This window comes from Maritimibacter sp. 55A14 (assembly GCF_003122205.1).
Lineage (GTDB): Bacteria > Pseudomonadota > Alphaproteobacteria > Rhodobacterales > Rhodobacteraceae > QEYE01.
In genome coordinates this window covers 28,144-43,674 of the sequence record NZ_QEYE01000026.1, presented here as the reverse complement: position 1 = coordinate 43,674, position 15,531 = coordinate 28,144, and the positions used below count along the sequence as shown (strand labels likewise).

Genomic DNA, 15,531 nt, shown 5'->3' with positions numbered 1-15,531 from the left:
CTCCACAACCAACATCCCACACTGTGCTCCCCGATGACCTCGGGAGCATCATCACCATCAATGTAAGGGGGTCATTTTTAGACGCCGATCACCCCGCTATGGGGTCAATTTTGCACGCCTGTTCACACGCCCGGCACGCTTCGGTTGCGCCTCGACCCGGCAATGCTCGGGCAAAGACTGAACGTCGATTCCGACGCTCTCGATGACGCCTGCCTGACCCGATCCGTTCCGTTCCGGATCCGCAAGCGCGGGGTCGAGACGAAGATCATCCTGGCCGATGCCCCGGCGGAAACGGATGATACGCTCATCCGCAACATCGCGCGTGCCCATGCCTGGTACGCGCGGATAAGGGCCGGCGAGACCTTCGCCGCCATCGCCGCAGCCGACGGCACGTCGAAACGCCGCGTCCAGCAGATGATCGGGCTCGCGTTCCTGGCCCCCGACATCGTTCGAGATGTCCTCGACGGCAGGCAGCCGACCGGCTTCACCTCCGAGTGGTGCAAGGCCCGTTCGCTGCCATCCGATTGGGATGCGCAACGCGTCGTTCTGGCAACCCTCTGATCACGGCTTCCCCAACCTGCTACCGCGAAAACGGCGAGCGCAGACTTGCGGTGTATTGCGGCCTCAATGCGAGACCGGAAATGGTCTGGAGGAAGGGCCCCGCTGGGCAAGCCTTTGAAACCACGCCATGACTTGCGGCGCACCTTGACCGGTCTGGATTATGGGGAGTGGCTGGCTGGGGTGGTAGGATTCGAACCTACGGTACACGGTACCAAAAACCGCTGCCTTACCACTTGGCTACACCCCAACGGTGAGCGGTTAGATACGCCGCCCGCGCGCGGGCTTCAAGCATAAATTCGGCCCCATTTGCGCGTTTCCCGCCGGTTCAGATCGTCTGGTCGTAGGCGCCCACGGAGGGCTCGGTGCGGATCACCGCGTCGAGATCGGCGAAGATCGCGCGCAGTTCGGCCGCGCTCTCGGGGCTTTCGCAGACGACCACCAGATTTGGCGTGTTGGAAGAGGCCCGCACCAGCCCCCAGCCGCCATTGTCGAGCATCACGCGGGCGCCGTTGACGGTCACCACCTCGGAAATCTCGCGCCCGGCCAGGCGGCCGCCCTGCGCCTTGAGCGCGACGAGCTTTTCCACCAGCCGGTCGAGCACCTGATACTTCTCTGCATCGGCGCACCAGGGCGACATGGTGGGGGAGGAGAAGGTCTGCGGCAGCGCCTTGCGCAGGTCCGACATGCGGCTTTCGGGGTGGCGGTCCATCAGCTTGCACAGTTCCACCGCCACCCGCAGGCCGCAGTCGTAGCCGCGGCCGATGGGTTCGGCCAGGAAATAGTGGCCGGATTTCTCGAAGCCCGCCAGTGCGCCCAGGGCATGCACGCGCCGCTTCATGTGGCTGTGCCCGGTCTTCCAGTAATCCGCCTTTGCCCCGTGCTTCTGCAACTCCGGATCAGTGGCGAAGAGCCCGGTGGATTTGACATCCGCCACGAAGGTGGCGCCGGGATGGAGCCGCGCGAGATCCCGCGCCATGATGACACCCACCTTGTCGGCGAAAATCTCCTCGCCCTCGTCATCGACCACGCCGCAGCGGTCGCCGTCGCCGTCGAAGCCCAGCGCCAGGTCGGCGCCGCTCTCGCGCAGGGCGCGGGCCATGTCGTGAAGCATCTCCATCGCTTCTGGATTGGGGTTGTAGTTCGGGAAGGTGTAGTCGAGCCGCGTATGCAGCGGGACCACCTCGACCCCGATCCGTTCCAGCACCTCGGGCGCGAAGGCCGAGGCGGTGCCGTTGCCGGTGGCGCAGACCACGCGCAGCGGCCGGGTCATCCGGAAGTCGCCCACCAGATCGTCGATATAGGCCTCCCGCACGCCCTCCACCCGCGTCCAGCCGCCGCCGTCGCGGGGCTGCCCGCGGCCCTCCAGCACGATGTCGCGCAATTCCGCCATCTCTTCCGGCCCGTGGGTCAGCGGGCGTTCGAAGCCCATCTTCACCCCGGTCCAGCCATTCGGGTTGTGGCTGGCCGTGACCATCGCGACCGCGGGTGCGTCAAGGTGGAACTGCGCGAAATAGGCCATCGGGCTGAGCGCCGTGCCGATGTCGCGCACCTGGATGCCGGCCTGCACGAGCCCCAGTATCAGTGCGTCCTTCACCGATTGCGAATAGTCGCGGTAGTCGTTGCCGACGGCGATCAGTGGCGGGATGCCGCGCGCGTGCATCTGGGTGCCGAGCCCCAGCCCCAGCGCGGTGATGCCGGCCAGGTTGATTTCCTCGGGGAAGCGCCAGCGCGCGTCGTATTCCCGGAACCCCGTCGGCGTGATCATCGCCCGGTTGAGAAAGTCCCAGACATTCTGTGTTACCTCGGGCAAGGGGCGTGTCATGCGGCAGGGCTCCTGTTGGCGCGGGTCAGAGGCGCAGCGGCGCGCGTTTCGCCAGCGCGTCGAATTCCATAAGATCGGCGACAAGCTGCGGCATCCGGTCGAGCGGGATCATGTTCGGCCCGTCGGACGGCGCTCGGTCGGGGTCCTCATGGGTTTCGATGAAGACCGCGGCGATGCCCAGGCTGACGGCGGCGCGCGCCATGACCGGCGCGAACTCGCGCTGCCCGCCCGACGAGCCGCCCCGGCCGCCCGGCTGCTGAACCGAGTGCGTTGCGTCCATGACCACCGGATAGCCGGTCTGCATCATGATCGGCAAGCTGCGCATGTCCGCCACCAGCGTGTTATAGCCGAAACTGCTGCCGCGTTCGGTCAGCAAGATGCGCTCATTGCCGGTCGAGGCGATCTTGGCGGCGACATTGGGCATGTCCCAGGGGGCCAGGAACTGCCCCTTTTTGACGTTGATCGCGGCCCCGGTTTCGCCGGCGGCCAGCAGCAGGTCGGTTTGGCGGCACAGGAAGGCGGGGATTTGCAGCACGTCCACGGCCTGCGCCGCGTCGGCGCAGTGGCCGGGCTCGTGCACATCGGTCAGCACCGGGCAGCCGAGTTCGCTGCGGACCGCGTCGAGGATGCGCAGCCCTTCCTGGGCCCCGAGCCCGCGCTTGCCCGCGAGCGAGGTGCGGTTGGCCTTGTCGTAGGATGCCTTGAAGATGAACTGCGCCCCCGCCGCCGCGGCGGCTTCCTGCATGCGGCCGGCGATCATCCGGGCGTGATCCAGGCTTTCGAGCTGGCACGGCCCGGCGATGAGGGTGAGCGGGGCATCGTTGCCGACGCCCAGCGGTCCGATCGAGACTGTCTTCATATCACGCAGAAACCTGTTCGCGGAGGATCGAGGCGGTAAGCGACACCATCAGATATATCCCGCCGAAGATCAGGAACGCCAGAACTGTGTTCTCGAAGGCGCGGGGATAGGCGGCGGCATCGGGCGCCACGGGGCTGACGCCGACGGACAGGTAACGCACCTGCCGGTTCGCTTCAATCCTTGCGGTCTCAAGCTGCTGCAATGCCTGGCTGAGCATTGCCTGCCGGGTCTGGAGATCGGCCTCGGCCACCACCAGCTCTCCACTGATCGTGGCCAGCGAGACACTGTCGCCATTGCCTTCGGTCAACTCCGCCCGCATGCCGGAAATGGCGTCCTCGAGCCGGGCGATCTTGCGTTCCGACACGTCGACGCGGGTCTGGTTGGGACGTTCATTGGCCATGAGCTCCTGCAGCCGCAGGCGTTCGCGTTGCAGGTCCACCTCGAGGCTGGATATCTGCGACATCTGCGCGGAGACCTCCATCTCGGCGCTCAGCACGCCGCGTTTCTGCTGCAGATCCAGCACGCGCTGCTGGGCTTCGCGCATCTTGCGCTCGGCCTCCTCGTAACTGTCTCGCGAGCCCTTCATCTGGTCGCCGCGCAGGCGCTGGGTCATGCTGTCGACGCGCTCCTCGGCATAGGAAATCAGCGCCTCGGAGAAGGACTTGGCAAGCGCAGGATCGGCGGCGATCACCTCCATCTTCACGAAGCCCTCGGTCGGGTCGTAGCCGATCTTCACGTTCTTCTTGTAGAGCTTGTAGGCGGCTTCGTCCGAGGCGTCGGCGGAGAGCCGCTGAATGGGGTCAATATCCGGTTGGCTGAAATGCGCCTTGAACCCCAGGTCGTCGTTCAGCCGCTGCATGGCCTCGCGCGATTGCAGATAGCCCTGAACCGCAATCGAATCCTGCGTGGTGGCGAATTGCGTACCCGCGAAAAGCCCGCCCAGCCCGCTGGCCTGCGCCGCATCGGCCTTCTGGATCAGGAACTCGGTCCGGGTGGAATACATCGGTGTGGCGATATTGAAATAATAGTAACCCGCGAGCGCCGTGGGCAGCAGCACGAAGAAGGCCAGCCGCAGGGCCAGAAGCCCCATGCGGATGCGCCGCCGCCGTGCGATGTCGCGCTGGATGCGCCGGATTTCGCGGGCCCGGTTCTCGCTGCCGGCGATTTGGCTGGACGGGGGCTGCGCGTTCCGCACCGTGCTGGGCAGGCTCGGCGGGGTTTCCGCCCGGCCATTCCCGGTTTCCGAGACGACGAGCTCGAGCATCTGTGATTTCTGGAACGGGTCGATCCCCCGCCGCCGCAGCAGCCGTACCGCGTCGATGTCCGAAGCAGGCTCCAGCCCGTGTTTCTGTGCGATCCGGCGGGCCATGCGCAACTGCCGGCCGGTCAGGTTCTCGGCGCGGATCGCCTCCAGTTCCTGCTCCGGGCTGAGCGGGGCCCGCTCCTGCGGCTCGGATGCCTGCGCCGCCCCGCCGGCCGCGCCGGCCGCTTCAGCGGCGCTGGGCGCGGTCTCGCCATTCGCGGCCCGCGCCTGCTCCTCGCCCGCCGGCGCGCTGCGCCGGATGCGGAATTTCTTAGCCCTGGGTTTCATAGTCGTAGAGCCTCTTGGCTTCCTCGAGCGTGTCGAACATCAGCAGTTGTCCGTCGCGCAGCACCGCGGCGGAGCGGCAGAAGCGCGCCAGCGTCTCGGCCTGGTGCGACACGACGATCATCGTCGCGCTTTGCAGCCGTTCCTTGAGGATCTCGCCCGCGCGCTGGTTGAAGCCGACATCGGTACTCGACGGCATGCCCTCGTCCACGAGATAGATGTCGAAATCCAGCGCCAGCAGCAGAGAGAAGGAAAAGCGCGCCCGCATGCCCTGGCTGTAGGTGCCCACGGGCATGTCGAAATATTCCTCGATCCCGCAGAGGTATCGGCAGAAGGCTTCGACATAATCGGGGTCGAGATCGTAGAGTTGCGCGATGTAGCGGGCGTTTTCGGTGCCGGTATGACGCGACACGACACCGCCCATGAAGCCCAGCGGAAAGGAGATGCGGCAGGCGCGGTGAATCTCTCCCTCGTCGGGTTTCTCGAGCCCGGCCATCATGTTGATCACCGTGGTCTTGCCGGTGCCGTTGGGGGCGAGAATGCCCAGGCTGTTGCCCAGTTCGACGCGGAACGACGCCCGATCGAGGATGACCTTGCGCTGCTTGCCCGTCCAGAAGGACTTGCTGACATTCACGAACTCGAGCATGGCACTCGCACGATCCTTACCTCGGCCCGATTGCTACGGTTTCTTTTTGTTGTGCCACCCTTTGACGGGCGGACGTATCGGGCATGTCGTTATCACGCTGTTGCGCTCTATTGAACTGTTTTTGGCAATATACACCGGATGTTGAGTAAACTCGGACAGTCGCATGGCATGAATGTGGCGATTGCGGCACCTGAGGCCCCGGAGCAGGGTGGAGGCAGCCTCAGGCCAGCGCCGCCCAGGCCAGCCCCGCCGCGATCGAGCCGATCGTGGCGAACAGGATGTAGGAGGCGAAGACGCGGCCGCGCACCAGCGCCCAGACCGCCACGGCCGCGGGAATGCAGCTCACCCCGCCCGCGACCACGAAGGACATCGCGGCACCCGGCGCCATGCCCTGTTCCAGAAGCCCCGCGACGAGCGGCGGCGCGGCATAGCCGTTGAGATAGGCCGGTCCCCCGATCAGCGCGCCCATCAGCACGGGTTTCAGCCCCTCGCCGCCCAGCAGCCCGGCGATCAGCTCGGTCGGGACGTAGAGGATCATCAGCGCCTCGAGCACATAGGCAAGCCCCAGCCATTTTGCCAGGAAGAGCGCATTCTCGGTCGCCGCGGCGCCAAACGCCGCGCGCCGGTCGCGCTCCTGCCAGAACCGCCAGACCGGCGGGCCGCCCAGCCCCGGCCCGCCGCAGCCGCAGGAGGGCGCGGCGCGCGGCTTGAGCGGGTCGGCGTAGAGTGGGCTGCGTCCCAGCGCCATGACCGCGAAGCCGCCGCCCAGCCCGATCGCGATGGCGAAGACCGTCTTGGCGATGGCGAAATCCAGCCCCAGCGTGCCCGCCGTGATCGCGAACATCGCCGGGTCCATCAGCGGCGAGGCCAACCAGAAGGCCATCGCCGCGGAAAGCGGCGCGCCGGCGGCGAGCAGCGCCGCGATGAAGGGGATCACCTCGCAGGAGCAGAAGGGCGCGAGGCCGCCCATTGCGGCGGCCAGCACGATCATCCGCACCTCACGGCCCTCGAAGGCGCGCGCGATCAGGCCTTCCGAACCGGTGGCCTTCAGATATCCAATCGCCAGGACAGCGAAGGCGATGAAGGGCAGGGTGCCCGCGAAGGCTTCCAGCGCCAGGCCCGCGACCTCCGGCAGCCGTGCGGGATCGGCGGCCCAGACCAGCGCCAGGAGCAGCGCGATCAGCAGCCAGACCTTGTCGACCCGGCGCCAGTTACGGGCCAGCGCAGGAAGATGCGTGCTCAGATCAGTCATGGCCGTGCTCCCTGGCCTCATGCGCGCAGACTTCGGCGTCGGCGCAGCATTCCTCCAGCAAGAAGCGGCTCAGCGCATCGACGGTCTCATAGGCCGCGCCGGCGCAGATGATGGACCGGCCTTGCCGGGCCTGCCGGACAAGCCCGGCCTGGGTCAGGAAGCGCAGGTGATGGGTCAGAGTGGCGCCGGAGATGCCCGTGGCCTTGCCGAGCGCGCCGATGGAAAGCCCCTCCGGTCCGGCGCGCACGAGGCTGCGCAGGACCGAAAGTCGACTTTCTGAGCCCAGCGCGGCAAAGGCCTGCGCGGCGTCTTCGAGGGAGAGGGATGTGTCGCGAATCGTTTTCATATTTTTATAATTATAGAAATATCGAAATGAGCGCAATCCCTCGATCCTTGTCGCCGCGCGCTTTTCCTTTGGCGCCGGGCATCCTAGGTTTCCCACATGACCGCTGCCTTCCGTGACCTTTCCGCCCGCGTGGCCGATTGCCGGCTCTGTTCCGAACGCTTCGGCGCGACCGCCACCGCGCATGCGCCGCGCCCGGTCTTCTGGGCGCGGCCATCGGCGCGCATCCTGATCGCCGGACAGGCCCCCGGCGCGCGCGTCCACGAAAGCGGCAAGCCCTTCACCGACCCGTCGGGCGACCGGCTGCGGGACTGGATGGGGCTGGATGCAGACCGCTTCTACGACCGCGACAGGGTCGCGATCCTGCCGATGGCCTTCTGCTTTCCCGGCTACGACGACAAAGGCTCGGACCTGCCGCCGCCGCCGGTCTGCGCGCGGACCTGGCGCGCCGAGGTGCTGGAACATCTTCCCGATATCCGCCTGACGCTGCTGGTCGGCGGGCACGCGCAGAAATGGCATCTGGGCAAAGTTGCGGGCGGCGGCGTCACGCGCACCGCGCTGGCCTGGCGCGAACATGCGCCGCATGTCTTTCCCTTGCCGCACCCGTCCTGGCGCAATACCGCATGGCTGAAGAAGAACCCCTGGTTCGAGGCCGAACTGCTGCCCGTACTGCGCCGCGCCGTGGCCGAGGCGCTGGAGGAAAGATGACGGAAACCCCGCTCGATGCCGCGCTGGCGCGGATGCAGGCCGCGCCCGAGGATGCCGCGGCGCGGCTCGCCGCCTATCATCTGATCGCGGCGAGCGAACTGGTCCTGCTGCTGGAGACGGAGGCCGAGGGCGACCGCATCAGCCCGGCAACCTTCCCGGTCGACGGCGCGGGCTATGTGCTTGTCTTCGATCGCGAGGACCGGCTGACCGCCTTCACCGGCGGTCCCGCGCCCTATGCGGCGCTATCGGGGCGCTCGCTGGCGCAGATGCTGGCCGGGCAGGGGCTTGGGCTGGGCGTCAACCTGTCGGAGGACGAGGCGGGCGCGCTGATCCCCGCCGGTGCGGTGGACTGGCTGGCCGGGGCCCTGGGCGCGGAACCTGCAGTGATCGAGGCGCGCCCGGTCGCGCTCTCACCGCCGCGCGGCCTGCCGGAGGGGGTGCTGATCAGCCTCGATACGCGGCTGGCCTCGGCTTGGGGGCTCGCCACTGCCGCCTGGCTGGCCGCGGTGGAATACGAGGACGGCGCGCGCGGGCATCTCCTGGCCTTCGTCGATGCGCTGGAGCCCGCGCAGCCCGCGCTCACCCGCGCGGTGGGCGAGGCGCTGGGTTTCTCGGGGCTGGAGGCCGACGCGCTCGACGTGGCCTTTCTGGTGCCGGACGCGCCGCTCGCCGCGCGCCTGGCCCGTGTCGGATTGCGCTTCGACCTGCCGACGGCCGATCGCGCGCCGGTACCGGCCGCGCCGGGCAGCGATCCCGACCGTCCCCCGCGCCTGCGATGAGGCTGGTGCCCGGTTCTGACGGTGCATTTTTTCGACAGGATATGAATGCCCGGAAAGATCAGCCGCGCGGCAGGATACGGTTCACATGGCCCATCTTGCGGCCCGCGCGGGTCTCGGCCTTGCCGTAGAGATGCAGCGCGGCACGCGGATCGGCGGCATGGGCGGGCAGGTCGTCCATATCCTCCCCGATCAGGTTCAGCATCTCCACATCCGCATAGCGTGACCCGTCGCCAAGGGGCCAGCCGGCCACGGCGCGGATATGTTGCTCGAACTGGTCCACGGTGCAGCCCTGCTGTGTCCAGTGGCCGGAATTATGCACCCGCGGTGCGATCTCGTTCACGATGAGCCCGCCGGGCGTGACGAAGAATTCCACGCCCATCACGCCGACATAGTCGAGCGCGTTCAGGATGCGGCCTGCGGCCAGCACCGCATCGGTGGCGAATGCAGCAGGCACCTTCGCCGGCACGGTCGTGCTGCGCAGGATGCCGTCGCGGTGGACGTTCTCGCCCGGATCGAAGCAGGCGACACGCCCGTCCGCGCCGCGCGCCGCGATCACCGAGATCTCGGTGCTGAAATCGACGAATCCCTCCAGGACCGAGGGCGCGCCCGCCACCGCCTCCCATGCGGCTGCGGCTCCGTCCTGTGCGGCGATGCGTGCCTGGCCCTTGCCGTCATAGCCGAAGCGCCTTGTCTTGAGGATCGCGGGCACACCGATCCGCGCCAGCGCCGCGTCGAGGTCGCCGGGTCCATCCACCGCGGCATAGGGCGCGCACTCCAGCCCGATGCCGGTCAGGAAATCCTTTTCGGCCACCCGGTCCTGGCTGACAGCCAGCGCGCGCCGACCGGGGCGGACGGGGCAATGCGACTCCAGCAGATCCAACGCGGCAGTCGGGATGTTCTCGAACTCGTAGGTGATGACATCGACCGAGCGGGCGAAGGCTTCCAGTGCCGCGTGGTCGTCGTAGGGCGCGGTGGTGACACGGGCGGCGACATGGCCCGCAGGCGGGTTGGCACCCGGCTCAAAAACGTGGCAGGTGAAGCCCAGGCGCGAGGCCGCGACCGAGAGCATCCGGCCGAGCTGCCCGCCTCCAAGAATGCCGATCACCCTGCCGGTGGTCAGCGGCTCAGTCATCCTGCGGCTCCTCCGGGATCGAGGCGGAGAGCGCGGCGCGCCAGGCGTCTAGCCGTTCGGCCAGCGCCGGATCGGTCGTGGCGAGGATCTGCGCGGCGTAAAGCCCGGCATTGGCCGCGCCCGCCGCGCCGATCGCCATCGTGCCCACCGGATAACCACGCGGCATCTGGAGAATGGAATAGAGCGAGTCGACCCCCGAAAGCGCGCGCGTCTGCACCGGCACGCCGATCACCGGCACCCGCGTTTTCGACGCCATCATGCCCGGCAGATGCGCCGCTCCTCCGGCGCCTGCTATGATGACCTGAAGCCCGCGCTCCACCGCGCTTTGCGCGTAGTCCCAGAGACGGTCCGGCGTGCGGTGGGCCGAAACGATGCGCCGCTCATGCGCGATGCCCAGTTCGTCCAGAATGGCGGCCGCCTCCTTCATGGTAGCCCAGTCGGACTGGCTGCCCATGATGATGCCCACTTTGACGCTGTCCATGCCTGTCCCCGTCCGCTGGCCCGCGATTGAGCGGCGCACTATACCGACCTTGCCCGGTCAGGCAATGATATCCGGAAATATCTGGTCCTCGAGCCGCGCGATGCGGTCCTTGAGGCCCAGTTTCTGTTTCTTGAGGCGGCGCAGCGTGAACTGGTCGGTGCGCGAGGTCTCGTCCAGCGCCGCGATGGCGGTGTCGAGGTCGCGATGCTCGCGTTTGAGAAATTCCAGCTCCGCACGCAGCACGTCGAGCCGGTCCATCTGGGTGGGCGGATTCATGGGCGCTTGGGCCTCCTGCAGGTCGTCGCTGAGCCATAGATAACCGCTCTGCCGCATTTCGGAAAGCCCGCTGATGGAGATGGCGGCGCGCGCTCGCGCCTTCGCCAGAGTACTTGTCGGCCCGCGCGCCGCCCCCCATATTACCCGCAGGGTCGCCGTAACGGGGCCCTGCCATGCAGTCGCTTCAGATCAAGGACTTGGGCCAATGAGTAAACTTACCCTTGCCACGCATCCCTTCCTGCTGGGATTCGACCAGTTGGAACGTCTGGTGGAACGCACCGCCAAGACCGGGAATGACGGCTATCCGCCCTATAATATCGAACAATCCTCGGAAAACGCATTCCGCATCACGCTGGCCGTGGCCGGATTCCGCGAGGAGGATCTGTCGATCACGCTGGAGGATCGCCAACTGGTGATCCGCGGCAAGCAGGTCGAGGCGGAGGAGGATGGCCGTGTCTTCCTGCATCGCGGCATCGCCGCGCGGCAGTTCCAGCGCAGCTTCGTGCTGGCCGAAGGTGTCGAGGTTGCGGGCGCATCGACCGAGAACGGACTTCTGCATGTGGACCTGAAGCGGTCCAGACCCGAACAGGTCGTGCAGACGATCAGGATCAACAAGGTGTAAGGAGGCTCGGATGGACCAGAAATACGACATCACCCCCCAGGACGATCGCAGCATTGTCTATGTCCGCAAGGTGAATGTGGAGGATCTGATCGCCTCGGAGGGCCTGCCCGACGAGCTGCGCCAGCAACTGGAAGGGCGCGATGCGCTCTATGCGGTGCATGACGCAGACGGCCAGAGACTCGCCCTGGTAGGCGACCGCAAACTGGCCTTCATCCTGGCCCGGCAGAACGATCTCTCGCCGGTCAGCGTGCATTGAGCGGCAGCTATTCCTTCGACTGGGTAGACGCTTTCACCGACCGTGCCTTCGGCGGCAATCCCTGCACCGTCTTTCATGACGCGGCGGGTTTGGACGAAGGTACCTGCATGGCGCTGGTGCGCGAGACCGGGCAGACCGAAAACACCTTTCTCGGTCCCTCGGAGATCGCTGACGCGCGGGTGCGCTATTTCCTTGCCAATCGCGAGATACCTTTCGCCGGCCATCCCACCGTGGCCAGCGTCGTGTCGCTGTTGGCGCGCGGGCTGGTTTCGGGACCGCGCCTGCGGCTGGAAACCGTCGCCGGCATGATCGAAGTCGATCTGGACGGCCCGTCTGACGCGCCCTTCGTCGTTATGACTCAGGACCAGTTGAGCTGGGGCGCCGACGTCCCGGCGGCGATCGTGGCGGATATATTGGGGCTCGCATCCGGCGATATCCTTGGCCAGCCGCAGATCGTGTCGACAGGTTTGCCCTATTGCATCGCGCTTGTGCGCTCGGCGGATGCGGCCCGGCGCGCCCGGCTGAACCTTGATGCGATGGCGCGCTACCAAGCCAGGTTCAGCCATCCCCACGGCGAGTTGATGGAGCCATTCATGCTCTGCACCGATGGGCAGACTGAGGATGCGGATATCTTTGCCCGCCATCTGATGGCGCCGCCCAATCCGCCCGAGGATGCCTTCACCGGCTCCGCGATGGGTTGCGCCGCGGCCTACCTCTGGCGTCACGGCCTGGCGCCACGACCGGCCATGACCGCCGCGCAGGGCGACTGGATGGGGCGCCCCGGCCGCGCGCGGATCCAGGTGCAGGGCCCCCGCAACGCAGTCACGGCCGTGCGCGTGGCGGGGCAGGGCCGGGTGATCATGTCCGGGCGGCTGCGGCTTTAGCCGTCTCCGGCGGCGGGTGCGCGGCCAAGCGGCGGCCAGATGCCGAACCGCCGGTGCAGGAGCGCGGCGCAGGCGCGGTTCGCCGCGTCCCGGCTGCGCCCGTCCATTACGGTATCCTGAAGGCTGCCGCGTCCCTCGAAGGCGGGAATCATGCCGTCCCGTGCGGTCGGGGTCTGATAAAGCGGGATGCCCTGCCGGGCCAGGTGCCCGGAGAGCCAGATGTCATCGACGCTCCAGGCCTCGCGCGGCGGGTCGAGGCCGGGACCGGCCAGCCAGTCGGGATCGACAAGCACGCCCGAGAATCCTTGTGCGATATCGGTGCGGCCGGGATCGCGTCCGTCATGCGCCGGTTGCCGCTTCAATCGCGTCACGCTGAAGCCCGATCCGGTGACGGCGGCGCCGGGGCGCCCGGCATCCAGAAGCCGCGCCGCCCAGCCCGGCGGCACCAGCCAGTCGTCGTCGCAATAGATCAGCCGCATCCCGCTGCCCGCCAGATGCCGCGCGGCGGGCAGGGCCTTGGTGGCGGGGCCGAGATCGGCGGCGCAGCGCAGCAGGGTCACACCTTCGGGCAGGGCGGGCGGCAGGACCGGGCCGGGAAAGCGGTGGTAACGTTTTGGCAGGCAAAGTAAAACCCGCGCCGGGGCGGGTTCCTGCGCCAGAAGACGGGTGAGCACCGGCGCCAGCGCGTCGAAACGCGGCGGAATCGAGCAGAGCGAGATCGCGTACATGTCCCCGGCCGTCAAGCCGATTGCCGGCCGCCCGTCAAGGGCGGCGCGGCAGGGGCGGGGTTCCGGGCGCGGGCCGTCAGCCGGCGATCAGGCCCATCGACTCGAGCTTCAGGATCACCTGATGGGCGCAGTTGTCCACTTCGGTGCCTTCCGTTTCCACCCGGATCTCCGGATGCGTCGGCTCCTCGTAGGGGTCGGAAATGCCGGTGAATTCCTTGATCTTCCCCTCCCGCGCCAGCTTGTAGAGCCCCTTGCGGTCGCGGCGCTCGCACTCCTCCAGGCTGGTGGCGACATGTACTTCCACGAAGGCGCCGTAAGCCTCGATCATCTCACGCACGGCCCGGCGGGTCGCGGTATAAGGCGCGATCGGCGCACAGATCGCGATGCCGGCATTCTTGGTGATCTCGGAGGCGACATAGCCGATGCGCTTGATGTTGAGGTCGCGGTGCTCCTTCGAGAAGCCCAACTCCGACGAGAGGTGCTTGCGCACGACGTCGCCGTCCAGAAGCGTCACCGGGCGGCCGCCCATTTCCATCAGCTTGACCATCAGCGCGTTGGCGATGGTGGACTTGCCCGACCCGGAAAGGCCGGTGAAAAACACCGTGAAACCCTGTTCGGCGCGCGGCGGCGATGTGCGGCGCAGTTCCTCGACCACCTCGGGGAAGGAGAACCACTCAGGGATTTCGAGCCCTTCGCGCAGACGGCGGCGCAGTTCCGTGCCGGAGATGTTGAGGACGGTGACACCTTCCTCGATCTCGTCGGCGGGCTCGTATTGAGCGCGCTCCTGCACATAGACCATGTGCTTGAAATCCACCATTTCGAGGCCGATCTCGGCCTCATGGGCGCGGAACAGATCCTGCGCCTCGTAGGGGCCGTAGAAATCCTCGCCCTGCGAGTTCTTGCCCGGCCCGGCATGGTCGCGGCCGACGATGAAATGCGTGCAGCCGTGATTGCGGCGGATGATCCCGTGCCAGACGGCCTCGCGCGGGCCGGCCATGCGCATCGCCAGGTTCAGGAGCGACATGTTGGTGGTCGAGGCGGGGTATTTGTCCAGCACCGCCTCGTAGCAGCGCACGCGGGTGAAATGGTCCACGTCGCCGGGCTTCGTCATGCCCACGACCGGGTGGATCAGCAGGTTGGCCTGCGATTCCTTGGCAGCGCGGAAGGTCAGTTCCTGATGCGCGCGGTGCAGCGGGTTGCGTGTCTGGAAGGCCACGACCTTGCGCCAGCCCAGCTTGCGGAAGAGCGCGCGAAGTTCGTTGGGCGTATCCCGGCGGCCGCGGAAATCGTAATGCACCGGCGGCTGGATGCCGGTGACGGGGCCACCCAGATAGACCGCGCCGGCGGCGCTGTGCAGGTAGTTGACGGCCGGGTGTGCCAGATCGTCGGCGCCGAACACCTTCTCTGCCTCTCGCGCCTTGTCGGGGCTCCACTTGTCTGTGACGGTCATGGTGGCCAGCAGCACGCCTTCCTGGTCGCGCAGCGCGATGTCCTGGCCGGGCTCGACCTTGGCGGCGAAATCCGCATCGACATCGAGCGTGACGGGCATCGGCCAGAGCGTGCCGTCGGCCAGCCGCATCTTCTCGACCACGTTGTCGTAGTCCGCTTCGCCGAGGAAACCCTTGAGCGGGTTGAACCCGCCATTCATCAGCAGTTCCAGATCGCAGATCTGGCGCGGCGTCAGGTCCCAGGACGGCAGGTCGCCGGCCTCGGCCTTCAGTTTCTGCGCGCTTTCATAGGAGACGTAAAGTTCAGGGATCGGGGCCAGGTTCTGCTGGGACATCACAACTCTCGAATATCTACTTTTGCATTTGGTGGCGGGTGACGCATGTCACCTTTGCGCTGCGCCATAGACCCGCAATGTGGCGGCATTCAAGGCCTCGTTGGGTCTTTTCGTGAAAAGAGACGAATCTGTCGCGCTTCTGCCCGGTGCCGGAATGCTGTCGCGGTATCCGGCAGTGCCGTGGAATTCTTGCTTGCGGGTGGTGAGAGGCGGCGGGTGACGGACCGGATGGCTATCGCACGCTCAACGGCTGCGCGGCGGCAGCTTACGCATTGCGAGCTTTTCGGGCGGCGCGGACCAGTCGGGATGGCGCGCGGCCTCGTTTCGCAGCGCCCGGCGAAAAGCCAGGAATTGCCGGGGCGTCGGCAGACGCGGAATATGCGCCAGTTCCCAGTGGATGCCACTGACCGGATCGTCGAAGAACACCGCGTAATAGCCCGGCGCATAGACCGCGTATTCGGCGGGCGGATCGGTGACGGTGACACCCTCAGGGCGCAGAAACTCGCGGTGGAACGCATCGACCTCGCGCCGGCTCTTGGCCCAGAGCGCGACATGGTGGATGCCGGTGGCGCGGGCGCCGTGATCGAGTTTGCCGCCGGTTCGCGCGGGCTGGATGCCGACATAGGAATGCGGCCAGGGAAAGCGCGCCATGTAGTAGGTCGAGCGATACCCGATGTCGAGCGTCCAGAAGCTCTTGTACCCCAACCAGCCGAACATCCGGTCGTAGAAGGTGACCGCGTTGTCATAGTCCGGCACCGAGAGTTCGAGGTGGCTGATGCCCCGCCATCGCATCCGGTGGCTCCTTATTGCT

The 15,531-nt window shown here is 67.0% G+C and carries 18 protein-coding genes and 1 tRNA gene; 6 read left to right on the top strand and 13 right to left on the bottom strand.

Translation table 11 applies throughout. The features are described 5' to 3' along the window. Positions 1-144: 144 nt before the first annotated feature. Positions 145-561 carry a hypothetical protein gene (locus DDZ14_RS17110; RefSeq protein WP_146193172.1) on the top strand — a complete coding sequence of 139 codons (417 nt, stop codon included), beginning with the start codon at positions 145-147 and terminating at the stop codon, positions 559-561. 172 nt (positions 562-733) lie between these two features. On the opposite strand, the gene DDZ14_RS17105 is transcribed toward DDZ14_RS17110, so the two are convergent. The 7 genes from DDZ14_RS17105 to DDZ14_RS17075 form a co-directional block, all read right to left on the bottom strand. Continuing rightward, positions 734-808, bottom strand: a tRNA-Gln gene (locus tag DDZ14_RS17105). Positions 809-886: 78 nt separating this feature from the next. Then, entirely contained in the window at positions 887-2,383 is a 1,497-nt protein-coding gene (locus DDZ14_RS17100) for a phosphomannomutase/phosphoglucomutase (RefSeq protein WP_109426196.1), read from the bottom strand. Positions 2,384-2,408: 25 nt separating this feature from the next. Next, complete coding sequence (gene kdsA / locus DDZ14_RS17095) at positions 2,409-3,242, bottom strand: 3-deoxy-8-phosphooctulonate synthase (RefSeq protein WP_109426195.1); 834 nt, start codon at positions 3,240-3,242, stop codon at positions 2,409-2,411. 1 nt (position 3,243) lies between these two features. Further along, positions 3,244-4,833 carry a capsule biosynthesis protein gene (locus DDZ14_RS17090; RefSeq protein WP_109426194.1) on the bottom strand — a complete coding sequence of 530 codons (1,590 nt, stop codon included), beginning with the start codon at positions 4,831-4,833 and terminating at the stop codon, positions 3,244-3,246. Continuing rightward, on the bottom strand, positions 4,817-5,476 hold the full coding sequence (locus tag DDZ14_RS17085; RefSeq protein WP_109426193.1) for an ABC transporter ATP-binding protein: 660 nt from the start codon (positions 5,474-5,476) through the stop codon (positions 4,817-4,819). Before DDZ14_RS17085 ends, DDZ14_RS17090 begins: the two co-directional genes overlap by 17 nt. Positions 5,477-5,696: 220 nt before the next feature. Continuing rightward, positions 5,697-6,728, bottom strand: a complete 1,032-nt coding sequence (locus DDZ14_RS17080; RefSeq protein WP_109426192.1) for a permease — start codon at positions 6,726-6,728, stop codon at positions 5,697-5,699. Beyond that, positions 6,721-7,074, bottom strand: coding sequence for a helix-turn-helix transcriptional regulator (locus tag DDZ14_RS17075; protein WP_109426191.1), 354 nt, complete (start codon positions 7,072-7,074; stop codon positions 6,721-6,723). The genes DDZ14_RS17080 and DDZ14_RS17075 overlap by 8 nt, the downstream gene beginning before the upstream one ends. 96 nt (positions 7,075-7,170) lie before the next feature. Here DDZ14_RS17075 and DDZ14_RS17070 point away from each other — a divergent pair, with 96 nt between their 5' ends. Continuing rightward, positions 7,171-7,779 carry a uracil-DNA glycosylase family protein gene (locus DDZ14_RS17070; RefSeq protein ID WP_109426190.1) on the top strand — a complete coding sequence of 203 codons (609 nt, stop codon included), beginning with the start codon at positions 7,171-7,173 and terminating at the stop codon, positions 7,777-7,779. Next, the gene (locus DDZ14_RS17065; RefSeq protein ID WP_109426189.1) at positions 7,776-8,558 is read left to right on the top strand and encodes an SseB family protein; all 783 of its coding nucleotides are present in this window, start codon (positions 7,776-7,778) and stop codon (positions 8,556-8,558) included. The genes DDZ14_RS17070 and DDZ14_RS17065 overlap by 4 nt, the downstream gene beginning before the upstream one ends. Positions 8,559-8,616: 58 nt before the next feature. On the opposite strand, the gene DDZ14_RS17060 is transcribed toward DDZ14_RS17065, so the two are convergent. The 3 genes from DDZ14_RS17060 to DDZ14_RS17050 are packed head-to-tail and all read right to left on the bottom strand — an operon-like array spanning position 8,617 to position 10,447. Further along, a complete protein-coding gene (locus tag DDZ14_RS17060; RefSeq protein ID WP_109426188.1) occupies positions 8,617-9,690 on the bottom strand; it encodes a 5-(carboxyamino)imidazole ribonucleotide synthase in 1,074 nt (357 codons plus the stop codon). Then, a complete protein-coding gene (gene purE, locus DDZ14_RS17055) occupies positions 9,683-10,171 on the bottom strand; it encodes a 5-(carboxyamino)imidazole ribonucleotide mutase (RefSeq protein ID WP_109426187.1) in 489 nt (162 codons plus the stop codon). The genes DDZ14_RS17060 and purE overlap by 8 nt, the downstream gene beginning before the upstream one ends. A 57-nt stretch (positions 10,172-10,228) precedes the next feature. Continuing rightward, positions 10,229-10,447, bottom strand: a complete 219-nt coding sequence (locus DDZ14_RS17050; protein WP_109426200.1) for a YdcH family protein — start codon at positions 10,445-10,447, stop codon at positions 10,229-10,231. Positions 10,448-10,652: 205 nt separating this feature from the next. Between DDZ14_RS17050 and DDZ14_RS17045 the strand changes: the two genes are divergently transcribed. From DDZ14_RS17045 to DDZ14_RS17035, 3 genes are read left to right on the top strand one after another with little or no spacing between them, the layout of a single operon-like run. Further along, positions 10,653-11,069 (top strand): Hsp20 family protein, encoded by a 417-nt coding sequence (locus tag DDZ14_RS17045; protein WP_109426186.1) that lies wholly within the window; start codon positions 10,653-10,655, stop codon positions 11,067-11,069. Positions 11,070-11,079: 10 nt separating this feature from the next. Beyond that, positions 11,080-11,325: a DUF1150 family protein gene (locus DDZ14_RS17040; RefSeq protein WP_109426185.1), complete on the top strand. Its 246-nt coding sequence runs from the start codon at positions 11,080-11,082 to the stop codon at positions 11,323-11,325. Then, entirely contained in the window at positions 11,322-12,209 is an 888-nt protein-coding gene (locus DDZ14_RS17035) for a PhzF family phenazine biosynthesis protein (protein WP_109426184.1), read from the top strand. The genes DDZ14_RS17040 and DDZ14_RS17035 overlap by 4 nt, the downstream gene beginning before the upstream one ends. Here DDZ14_RS17035 and DDZ14_RS17030 read toward each other — a convergent pair. From DDZ14_RS17030 to DDZ14_RS17020, 3 genes are all read right to left on the bottom strand, one after another. Then, a complete protein-coding gene (locus DDZ14_RS17030; RefSeq protein WP_146193171.1) occupies positions 12,206-12,952 on the bottom strand; it encodes a hypothetical protein in 747 nt (248 codons plus the stop codon). The genes DDZ14_RS17035 and DDZ14_RS17030 overlap by 4 nt on opposite strands. A gap of 61 nt (positions 12,953-13,013) precedes the next feature. Next, entirely contained in the window at positions 13,014-14,720 is a 1,707-nt protein-coding gene (locus DDZ14_RS17025; protein ID WP_109426182.1) for a bifunctional sulfate adenylyltransferase/adenylylsulfate kinase, read from the bottom strand. Positions 14,721-14,963: 243 nt separating this feature from the next. Next, complete coding sequence (locus DDZ14_RS17020; RefSeq protein WP_109426181.1) at positions 14,964-15,512, bottom strand: VOC family protein; 549 nt, start codon at positions 15,510-15,512, stop codon at positions 14,964-14,966. Positions 15,513-15,531: the final 19 nt, after the last annotated feature.

What these genes read in the sequence shown, in the direction of transcription:
- DDZ14_RS17025 (WP_109426182.1), bottom strand. Translation starts at nt 14,720, where the DNA reads ATGTCCCAGCAGAACCTGGCCCCGATCCCTGAACTTTACGTCTCCTAT.
- DDZ14_RS17080 (WP_109426192.1), bottom strand. Translation starts at nt 6,728, where the DNA reads ATGACTGATCTGAGCACGCATCTTCCTGCGCTGGCCCGTAACTGGCGC.
- purE (WP_109426187.1), bottom strand. Translation starts at nt 10,171, where the DNA reads ATGGACAGCGTCAAAGTGGGCATCATCATGGGCAGCCAGTCCGACTGG.
- DDZ14_RS17090 (WP_109426194.1), bottom strand. Translation starts at nt 4,833, where the DNA reads ATGAAACCCAGGGCTAAGAAATTCCGCATCCGGCGCAGCGCGCCGGCG.
- DDZ14_RS17045 (WP_109426186.1), top strand. Translation starts at nt 10,653, where the DNA reads ATGAGTAAACTTACCCTTGCCACGCATCCCTTCCTGCTGGGATTCGAC.
- DDZ14_RS17085 (WP_109426193.1), bottom strand. Translation starts at nt 5,476, where the DNA reads ATGCTCGAGTTCGTGAATGTCAGCAAGTCCTTCTGGACGGGCAAGCAG.
- DDZ14_RS17065 (WP_109426189.1), top strand. Translation starts at nt 7,776, where the DNA reads ATGACGGAAACCCCGCTCGATGCCGCGCTGGCGCGGATGCAGGCCGCG.
- DDZ14_RS17040 (WP_109426185.1), top strand. Translation starts at nt 11,080, where the DNA reads ATGGACCAGAAATACGACATCACCCCCCAGGACGATCGCAGCATTGTC.
- DDZ14_RS17050 (WP_109426200.1), bottom strand. Translation starts at nt 10,447, where the DNA reads ATGAATCCGCCCACCCAGATGGACCGGCTCGACGTGCTGCGTGCGGAG.
- DDZ14_RS17020 (WP_109426181.1), bottom strand. Translation starts at nt 15,512, where the DNA reads ATGCGATGGCGGGGCATCAGCCACCTCGAACTCTCGGTGCCGGACTAT.
- DDZ14_RS17060 (WP_109426188.1), bottom strand. Translation starts at nt 9,690, where the DNA reads ATGACTGAGCCGCTGACCACCGGCAGGGTGATCGGCATTCTTGGAGGC.
- kdsA (WP_109426195.1), bottom strand. Translation starts at nt 3,242, where the DNA reads ATGAAGACAGTCTCGATCGGACCGCTGGGCGTCGGCAACGATGCCCCG.
- DDZ14_RS17100 (WP_109426196.1), bottom strand. Translation starts at nt 2,383, where the DNA reads ATGACACGCCCCTTGCCCGAGGTAACACAGAATGTCTGGGACTTTCTC.
- DDZ14_RS17075 (WP_109426191.1), bottom strand. Translation starts at nt 7,074, where the DNA reads ATGAAAACGATTCGCGACACATCCCTCTCCCTCGAAGACGCCGCGCAG.
- DDZ14_RS17070 (WP_109426190.1), top strand. Translation starts at nt 7,171, where the DNA reads ATGACCGCTGCCTTCCGTGACCTTTCCGCCCGCGTGGCCGATTGCCGG.